The sequence below is a fragment of the Streptomyces pseudogriseolus genome (genome assembly GCA_002154585.1).
GTDB lineage: Bacteria > Actinomycetota > Actinomycetes > Streptomycetales > Streptomycetaceae > Streptomyces > Streptomyces pseudogriseolus.
The window spans coordinates 1-9,100 of the sequence record MUNG01000225.1 but is presented as its reverse complement, the minus strand read 5'-3'; the positions used below and the strand labels follow the sequence as shown (position 1 = coordinate 9,100).

6 protein-coding genes are annotated in these 9,100 nt (G+C 74.5%); all 6 read right to left on the bottom strand.

Annotated features, from left to right (window positions below):
* Positions 1-297, bottom strand: a 297-nt coding sequence (locus tag CCN29_RS20620) for a glycosyltransferase family 2 protein (protein ID WP_143661351.1), incomplete at its 3' end; no start/stop codon positions are given.
* A gap of 190 nt (positions 298-487) precedes the next feature.
* Positions 488-2,728 (bottom strand): bifunctional glycosyltransferase/CDP-glycerol:glycerophosphate glycerophosphotransferase, encoded by a 2,241-nt coding sequence (locus CCN29_RS20615; protein ID WP_039987357.1) that lies wholly within the window; start codon positions 2,726-2,728, stop codon positions 488-490.
* A 147-nt stretch (positions 2,729-2,875) separates the two neighbouring features.
* Positions 2,876-3,778: a carbohydrate ABC transporter permease gene (locus tag CCN29_RS20610; protein WP_006132413.1), complete on the bottom strand. Its 903-nt coding sequence runs from the start codon at positions 3,776-3,778 to the stop codon at positions 2,876-2,878.
* Positions 3,779-3,869: 91 nt separating this feature from the next.
* On the bottom strand, positions 3,870-5,219 hold the full coding sequence (locus CCN29_RS20605; protein WP_203349929.1) for a carbohydrate ABC transporter permease: 1,350 nt from the start codon (positions 5,217-5,219) through the stop codon (positions 3,870-3,872).
* Between the two features lie 7 nt (positions 5,220-5,226).
* Positions 5,227-6,639, bottom strand: a complete 1,413-nt coding sequence (locus CCN29_RS20600; RefSeq protein WP_442538429.1) for an ABC transporter substrate-binding protein — start codon at positions 6,637-6,639, stop codon at positions 5,227-5,229.
* A 419-nt stretch (positions 6,640-7,058) separates the two neighbouring features.
* The coding region (locus tag CCN29_RS20595) for an FtsK/SpoIIIE domain-containing protein (protein ID WP_442538428.1) at positions 7,059-9,100 on the bottom strand (2,042 nt) is incomplete at its 5' end.

The window sequence follows — 9,100 nt, the reverse complement described above, 5'->3', positions numbered from 1 at the left end:
CGCGCCCGGCGCCAGCACGTCGTCCCCGTCCAGGAACAGCAGATACGTCCCCGTCGCCGCCCGCACGCCCGCGTTGCGCGCACCCGCCAGCCCCTCGGACGGCGGCGCGTGCACGGGCGCCACCCGGGAGTCCCGCTCGGCGTGCCCGGCGGCGACACCGGCCGCCGGTGACCCGGCCGCGTCACAGACCGGGATCAGCTCGAAGTCTCCGAACGACTGGGCGAGGACCGAGTCCAGCGCCTGACCCAGCCGGCCTGCGACCCCATGGGACGGGACGATGATGCTGAAGCGGGGCATTCTGCTCTTTCCGTTGACGAGGGCGTGACGGCGGCCGCTCAGCGGGCGGGCCGCCGCCCGGGCCGCCCCGTCGGACGCCGCGCGGGCGGCCGGGCCGGGGCGGGCCGTGACGAGCCGGGGGACATGCGTACTCCCAGTGGGGCAACGACGGGCGGACGGGGTGGGTGACGGCCGACCGGGTGAGTGGCGGTCAGAAGACCGCCGGCTGCGGCGGCAGCGACACCACGGGGGCCACCGGCGCGACGGCGGCCGCCGGCACCGGGCGGCGCCGCTCCGGGGGGACGGACCGCGGCTCGGCGAACTCCCCGAGCAGCACCGTGCGCACCACCCGCTCGGCGGCGCGGCCGTCGTCGTGCGGGCAGAAGCGGTCCCGGAACGCCGCCCGCAGCCGCGTCGCGCGCGGCCCGCACCAGCGGCCCCCGGCGAAGATCTCGATCAGCTCGTCCTCGCTGTCCGCGACCGCGCCCGGCGGGACCGTCCACGGGTCCACGTACAGGCCGCGGGCCGCCGCGTACGCCTCCCGGTCCTCGGCGTGCAGCACGATCGGCCGGTCCAGGCCCGCGTAGTCGCACATCAGCGGGGAGAAGTCGGTGACCAGGGCGTCCGAGGCCAGGCACAGCGTCATCACGTCCGGGTGGGCGCTCACGTCCACCACCCGGTCGGAGGCGGCCTCCGGCGGCTCGTCCGGCGACCGCCCGGTGAGGGACAGGATCACGAACCGGGGGCCGAGCCGCCGCACCACGCGCTCCAGGTCGAGCGTCCGCACCGGGGCGCGGCGGTAGTCGCGGGGCGCGGGCGCGTACAGGATCGCCACCGCGCCGGAGGGGACGCCCAGGGAGTCCCGCAGCACGGCCACGTCCGCCGGGGTCGCCGTGTGGAACCGGTCGGTGCGCGGCCTGCCGTACTCCAGCGTCCGGTACCGGCCGGGCAGCACCCGCTCGTAGGTCAGCGTGGCGTGGCGGTCGCCGGTGACGACGTGGTCCCACTGGTCGACGCCCGCCAGCAGCTCCGCGAAGTCCGTGTCCCGGGCCGCCGCCGGACGGTCCTGCAGGTCCAGCCCCGTGTACGCCAGCGGGGTGCCGGGCGGGGTGTGCACGAGGATCTGCCCCTTGCGCTTGACCAGGCCGGGCACCCGGTGACGGTCGGTCACCAGGTACGCGCTGCGGGCCAGCGCGGTGAGATGCGCGGCGGTGCCGGGCACCAGGCGGCGGGTGGCGGTGGGCAGGGTGTGGTGCAGCTCGCGCCGGGCCGCCCACGCGGTGCGGACGTGCGGCGCGTGGTCGCGCACCGCGGACTCCAGGGCGGCCGGGTCGCCGCCGTAGCCGCCGTCGTCCGCGACGGTGAACAGGACGCGGCCGGTGTCCAGCGGGAGCAGCCGCTGCACCCGGTAGTGGGCGCCCAGCAGCACGCGGCGCAGACCGCGCAGCGCCCGACGGCGCAGCCGGCCCGCGCGACGGCCCAGGGCCGAGGCCAGCCGCAGCGTGCGGTAGGTGCGGTGCAGCCCGAACCGGACCAGCGCGTGCCGCACCCGGGCGCGGGCGGGGACGGGCGCGCCGGGCGTGCGGTGGCGCCGGTACTGGTCGCGGGCCCGGCGCAGGAAGCGGGCACGGGAGCCGCGCGGCAGCCGGTCCGGGCGGGTGTACACGGTCAGCAGGTGGTCGACCATGCGGCGGAACAGCACCGGCCGCCAGCGCTCCAGGTCGGGGTGTTCGTCGAGGTGGGCGAAGACCCGGTCGTACTGGCCGAAGACCTCGAAGTGACGCTCGCTGGTGGTGTGCAGGATGCCGCCGGCGCGCCGCTGCCGGTAGTGCACGCACACCCGGTCGAGGGTGGCGATCGCCCCCGCCGTCATCAGTACCGGGTACGTCCACGGGGTGTCCTCGTAGTAGCCCGGCGGGAAGGCGAACCCGGCGCGCTCGACGAACTCCCGCCGGTACGCCTTGTTCCAGGCCACCGCGAGCAGGTTGAGCAGCCCGGGCCGGTCGGCGAGGGTGAACGGAGCCGGTCCGTGCTCGGCGAGCAGGGCGGCGACCTGGTTGCGCACGGTGTCGCCGGTCCAGTAGGCGCGGGCGTAGTCGTAGACCAGGACGTCCGGGTCGCCGGTCTCCTTCAGCCGGTCGGCGACGGCGAGCAGCGCGTCCGGGGTGAGGGTGTCGTCGCCGTCCAGGAACACCAGGTAGTCGCCGGTCGCGTGGGCCATGCCCGCGTTGCGGGCGGGGCCCAGGCCGGCGTTGGCCGGCAGGTGCACGGGCCGCACCCGCGGGTCGCGGGCCGCGAACTCGTCGATCACCGCTCCGCAGGCGTCCGGCGAGCAGTCGTCCACCGCGATCAGTTCGAGATCCGGGTAGGACTGGGTCAGCACCGACTCCAGGCACTCGCGCAGATACGCCTGAACCTGGTACGCGGGGACAATGACACTGAACCTGGGCAAGGGGCATCCAACGGTCGGTGCGGGCGTTCTGCCCGGCAACGCCCGTTGGCCCGCCTTGGTTACGCCCCCTGCGGCATCCGGGGGAACCTCGTCGCACGAAGGGGCGGACCTCGGCAGGTCCGCCCCCCAACTGCGTGCCTGATGTGCCTACTTGACGGCGCCCGCCATCACGCCGGACACGAACTGCCGCTGGAACGCGAAGAACACCACCAGCGGCACCACCATCGAGATGAACGCGCCCGGCGCCAGCACGTCGATGTTGTTCCCGAACTGCCGCACCTGCGTCTGGAGCGCCACCGTGATCGGCTGGCTGCCCGAGTCGGTGAAGATCAGCGCGACCAGCATGTCGTTCCACACCCACAGGAACTGGAAGATGCCCAGCGCGGCGATCGCCGGACCGGCCAGCGGCATCACCACCCGCACGAACAGCCGCAGTTCGCCCGCGCCGTCCAGCCGGGCCGCCTCCAGCAGCTCCTTGGGGATCTCCGCGAAGAAGTTCCGCAGCAGGAACACCGCGAACGGCAGACCGAAACCGACGTGGAACAGGATCACGCCGGTCAGCGAGCCGAAGATGCCGAGCGCGCCGAACAGTTCGGCGATCGGGATCAGCGCCACCTGCACCGGCACCACCAGCAGCCCCACCACCGCCAGGAACCACCAGTCGCGGCCCGGGAACTCCATCCACGCGAACGCGTACCCCGCGAGGGAGCCGATCACCACCACCAGCACGGTCGCCGGCACGGTGATGTACGCCGTGTTCAGCAGCGAGCCGGTGATGTCGTCGTTCTCCAGCAGGGTCTCGTACGCGCCGAAGGTGAGCTGCGAGGGCTCGGTGAATACATGCCACCAGCCGTCGGCGGCCATGTCCTCCGGGGAGCGCAGGCTGGCCAGCAGCAGCCCGACGGTCGGCACCAGCCAGAACAGCCCGACGACGATCAGGAAGACGCGGACCGCCCCGCCGCTCACCCACTGGGCGAGCCGCGACCCCAGGGACTGCTCGGCCTTGACGGCGGGGACCGCCTTGGTGACGCTTCCGGCGTCCGCACTCATCGCCGCACCTCCCGCCGCAGCCGACGCACGTTACTGTGCCCACCCGGGGGACGACCCCCGGACCCCCGGCAGCAGCCGGGCGGACGCCGTTTCATCGCCGCACCTCCCGCCGCAGCCTGCGTACGTTGAACCACATCACCGGGATGACGAGCAGCAGCAGGAACACCGCGATGGCGCTGGCGATGCCCGGCTGGTCCGACGCGAAGCCCTTGCGGTACAGCTCAAGCGCGAGCACGTTGGCGTCGTCCTGGGACGAGCCCGGCGCGATGATGAAGACCAGGTCGAACACCTTCAGCACGTTGATCATCAACGTGACGGTGACGACCGCGAGGACCGGCGCCAGCAGCGGCACCGTGACCCTGCGGAACACCTGCCACTCGTTCGCGCCGTCCACCCGCGCCGCCTCCAGCAGCTCCCGGGGCATCCCCGCGAGCCCGGCCGCGATCAGCACCATCGCGAAGCCCGCCCACATCCAGATGTACGAGCCGATGATCGCCGGCGTGACCAGCGACGGGCCGAGCCAGTCGAGCCCGTTGTACGGCTCCTTGAAGTTGCTCGCCGGAAGCCTGAGGTGCGCGCCGTCGGCCTTGGACGAGAAGGAGAACGTGCCGTCGGAGGCGGCCGTGGCCGTCTCCACCACCGCGCCGTCCTTCACCGCCTCGATCCTCATCCCGGCGTAGCCCAGCTCGGAGGCGTCCACCTGGTTCAGGGCGCCGACGCCCTTGCCGCGGGTGAAGTCCTGCCAGGTGCTGCCGGTGATCCGGTCGCCCTCCGGCTTCGGCGCGGCGGCCGGTGCGGCGTCGTCCGGCATGGCGTCCGGGGCGACGCCCACCAGCGGCAGCGTCACCGTGTCGCCCGCGCTCACCGTGCCCTTGGTGACGAACGCGCCCCCGCCGGCCGGCTCCAGCGGCGACTCACGGCCCGGGTGCGCCTTCGGGAACGCCGACGACTGGGCGAAGGTGTCGTGCACCCCCACCCACACCGCGTTCGCCACGCCCTTGTCCGGGTCCTGGTCGTAGACGAGGCGGAAGATGATGCCCGCCGCCAGCATGGAGATGGCCATCGGCATGAAGACGACCAGCTTGAACGCCGTGCCCCAGCGCACCCGTTCGGTGAGCACCGCGAAGACCAGGCCGAGCGCGGTCGCGATCGTCGGGGCGAACACCACCCAGATGACGTTGTTCTTCAGCGCGGTGCGGATGCCGTCGTCGGTGAACAGCGCCCGGTAGTTGTCGATCCCGGCGAAGGAGTCGCCGGACTGGTCGTAGAAGCTGCGGACGACCGAGTACCCGATCGGGTAGACCACGAGCGCACCGAGCAGCACCAGGGCGGGCAGCAGGAACAGCGCCGCCACGGTCCGGCGGGTGCCGGTGACGCTCTTGCGCGACCTGGGAGCGGCAGGGGCCGCCGTCGGCGCCCCTGCCGTCGTGTCCGACGCCATCGCCGGATCAGTTCCCGTACGCCGCGGCCGCGTCGGCCTCCAGCTTCGCCTGCGTGCCGGCGATGTCGTTCGGGTTCTTCAGGAAGTCCTGGAGCGCCTTCCACTCGCCCTTGCCGGGCGTGCCGCCGAAGGCCTGCGGGGCCTGGTCGGACATGTCGAACCGGAAGTCGTCCCCGGACGCCACCAGCGCCTCGGCGATCTTCTTCTGCACGTCGTTCGGGTACGCCGACGGGTCGACGTTCTTGTTCGGGGAGACGAAGCCGCCCAGCTTGGCGTGGATCTCCGCCGCGTCGGGGGAGGCCAGGAAGGTGACCAGGGCCTGCGCCGCCTTCGAGTCCTTCAGGATCACGGCCGCGTCCCCGCCGGAGACCACCGGCGCGGTGTCACCGACCGCCGGGAACGGGAACACCTTGGCGTCCGTGCCCACCTTCGCCTTGGCCTCGACGATGTTGACCTGCGCGAAGTCGCCCTCGTAGACCATGCCGGCCTTGGGCTGGTCGCCGCCGGTGAAGGTCTGGGTCACGGAGGTGGGGAAGTCGGTGCCGAGGGCGCCGGTCGCCACGTAGTCCTTCGTGCCCCAGATCCCGGCGAGCGTGGTCAGCGCCTCCTTCACGGACGGGTCCGTCCACTTGATCTCGTGCTTGGCCAGCTGGTCGTACTTCTCCGGGCCGGCCTGCGAGAGGTAGACGTTCTCGAACCAGTCGGTGAGGGTCCAGCCGTCCGCGCCGCCGACGGAGAACGGGGTGACGCCGGAGTCGTAGACCATCCGCGCGGTGTTCAGCAGCTCGTCCCACGTCTTCGGCTCGGCCGCCCCGGCGTTCTCGAAGACCTGGGCGTTGTACCAGATCAGCGACTTGTTGGCGGCCTTGTAGTAGACGCCGTACTGCTTGCCGTCGACCGAGCCGATGTCCTGCCAGCCCTGGGAGTAGTTCTCGGCCAGTTCCTTGGCGGCCTCCGGGCCGAGCGGCTTGGCCCAGTTCTTCTCCACGGCCTGCTTGATCGCGCCGGGCTGCGGCAGCATCGCCACGTCCGGCGGGGCGCCGCCCGCGATCTTCGACCCGAGGAAGTTGATGATCGGGTCCTGGGCGGGGACGAAGGTCACCTTGGCGCCGGTGCGCTTCTCGAACTCCGCGAGGACCGCCTTGAAGTTCTTCTGCTCCGCACCGGTCCACACGGCCGCGACCTCGAGGGACTGGCCGTCCAGCTTCGGCAGGGTGACGGTGGTTCCGGCGTCGCCGGTCGCCTTGTCCTTGTCGTCGTCGTTGCCGCCGCCGTCGTCGCCTCCGCAGGCGGTGAGGGAGACCGCCAGCACACCGGCTGCCAGGGCCGCGGCCGCCCTGACGGCCCGTCGGGTGGGGGGAGTCGGCCCGTGCGGCTCGGGCGACCTGCGTATCCGGATGATCCTGCTCGTCCTGCGCATCACTGCCCCGTTCTCGTACTCCGTCGTACTCCGTCGTACTTGGCCGAACGTTCGAGCGCTGTCCCGTGCGGTCTGGTCTACGCCCGGCACGTGGGGGTGGCAAGAGCGCGTCCCGTGTCAACTCGCCGATCGTGACCGCGTCGTGATCGGGCGTCATGTACGCCGCGGCCCCCGGTCGGTCGGTGGCTGGTCGCGCAGTCCCTCGCGCCCCTGGGTGTGTCTTTGTCGCGGTCGCTGTAAGCAGATCCCCGCCGCGCACCTCTGGCTCGAGCGAGCCGGGAGTGGGGGAGGGTGGGGGGCCTTTGCAGCGCCGGGTGCGGGTGGTCGGTGGCTGGTCGCGCAGTTCCCCGCGCCCCTGAGGGGTGCTTCCGCCGCGGCCGTGGCAAGGGCCCCGCGCCGGGGCGTCACGCGCGGGCGTCCTACAGCAGCGACGGCACGCGGGTCGCCGCGACCTGGCGGGCGGCGCGGTCCAGGGCGCTGGCGAGGAGAGCCAGGTCCGTGGGCCCGTTGCCCAGTTCGCGGACCTGGCGGCGGGCCGGCGGGTCGCCCATGCGGTGCCACTCCAGCGGGACCACCGTCGGCCGCAGCGTCGCCGTGCGCGGGATGCGGCCCGTCACCCGGCCGCCCTGGAACGCCGTCTCCCCGCCGTCCGGGTGGGCCAGCCTGCCGCGTCCCGGCGCCGGGTCGTCCGGGCCGCGCCCCGCCACCGGCGCGTCCAGCGTGACCCGCAGCGACGCCTGCTTCACCGGCTCGGTCTGCGCCGTCCGGGGACAGGGCGCGGTCGCGGCCACCAGGTGCACCCCGAGCCGCTCGCCGTCCCGCGCCACCGCCTCCAGCGCCCGCATCACCGACCCGGCGGCGGGGCGGCCCGGCGCGCCGAGCGCGGGCGAGACCAGCTGGTCGAGGTCGTCCACGACCACCACCAGCCGGGGCAGCGGCGGCGCGGCCTGCGTCCTGCGCCGGTCCGCGCCCGGACGCAGCCGCACGGTCGCGCTGGGCGGGGTGTCCAGGTCGCCGTCGGCGGCCGAGCGCTGGGCGACCATGCGGTCCGCCAGCTCCCGGCCCGTGTGCCACTCGGCGAAGTCCGAGCGGCCCAGCAGCTCCGTGCGCCGCTTCAGCTCGGCGCTCAGCGACTGGGCGAACTCCCGCATCCGCACCGGGTCGTCGGCGCTCAGGTGGGTGGAGACGTGCGGTACGTCCGTGCACACCCGCAGGCCCTCGCCGGGCCCGGAGCCGGTCGCCGGGACGCCCCGCCCGTCGACCAGGACGACGCCCAGCCGGTCGGGCCGCTCGGCCGCCGCCAGCGAGGCGACGACCGCGCGCAGCAGCTCCGTACGGCCGCTGCCGGAGGGGCCTTCGACCAGCAGGTGCGGTCCGTCGGCGACGAGGTCGGCGGTGACGGGGCCGCGCGGTCCGGCGCCCAGGACGGCGGTGGCGCGTCCGCCGAGCGCCCGGGTGTCGTCGGCCGCGTCGGCCCAGCGGGCCATCAGCGACGCCGGCGTGGCCCGGGCCAGGCCGAGCTCGTCCAGCAGCCGCGCCGACGGGGGCAGCGGCGCCGACACGCGCGGGTGCGCTCCGGCCGCGGGACCGTCGGGCCGCAGCGGCGCGAGCGCCCGCGCGAACCGCTCGGCCCAGGCCGCGGAGACCGCGTCCACGGTGGCGAGGGTGCCGTGCCCGACCGGGCCGGGCGGGGAGCCGTCGCCGGTCCGCGCCACCCGCAGCAGCCGGAGCGCGGTCGCCACGTCCCCGCTGAGCAGCGCGACCGCTCCGCAGTCACGGAACGGGGGAGCCACCGCGCAGGCCGCCTCGTACGTCTCCGTCACCGGGGACGCGGGCGAGGCGGCGGGCGTCTCGGCGAGGCACAGCAGATGGACGCCCGCGCGCGGCCCCTCGTGCGCCAGCCGCGCGACGGCCTCCCGCACGTCGGCGCCGCCCGGGTCGCCGTCCACCACGACCACCGTGAACGGGGCGTCCGCCGGGGCGCCCGCGTGGTCGTGGTCGGCGAGGCGGCGCAGCAGCTCGTCGGCGCGGGCCGCGGCCTGCTCCCGGTCGTGGGCGAGGAGCAGCCGGCAGTCCTGGCCGTGCCCGGGCCGCAGATGCGGCAACCAGCCCAGCCAGGACCACTCGGCGGTGCGCTCGTCCGACGGCCGGGACGGGTCCGCCGCGATCAGGACGATCTCCAGCGTGTCGGGGGAGTGCAGCGCGGCCAGCTGGGCGAGCGCCGCGCGGGCCAGCCCGGCAAGCCGCTCGCGCGGTCCGGCCAGACCCAGCGCGCCGACCTCGCGCAGCCCCACGGTCACCGGGACCACGGGCAGCAGCCCGGAGCCGTCCGGCGCGGGCCGGTCCGCGGTGCCGAGCCGCACCGCGAGCGCCTCGGGGTGGTCCGGGCCGCGCTCCCACAGCCGGGGGCCGGGGCCCAGCGCGGTCAGCAGCAGGGTGGCCGGGTCCGGCCACCCTGCTG

Coding starts and splice junctions, on each gene's coding strand:
- CCN29_RS20600 (WP_442538429.1), bottom strand. CDS start 6,639: ATGCGCAGGACGAGCAGGATCATCCGGATACGCAGGTCGCCCGAGCCG.
- CCN29_RS20605 (WP_203349929.1), bottom strand. CDS start 5,219: ATGGCGTCGGACACGACGGCAGGGGCGCCGACGGCGGCCCCTGCCGCT.
- CCN29_RS20610 (WP_006132413.1), bottom strand. CDS start 3,778: ATGAGTGCGGACGCCGGAAGCGTCACCAAGGCGGTCCCCGCCGTCAAG.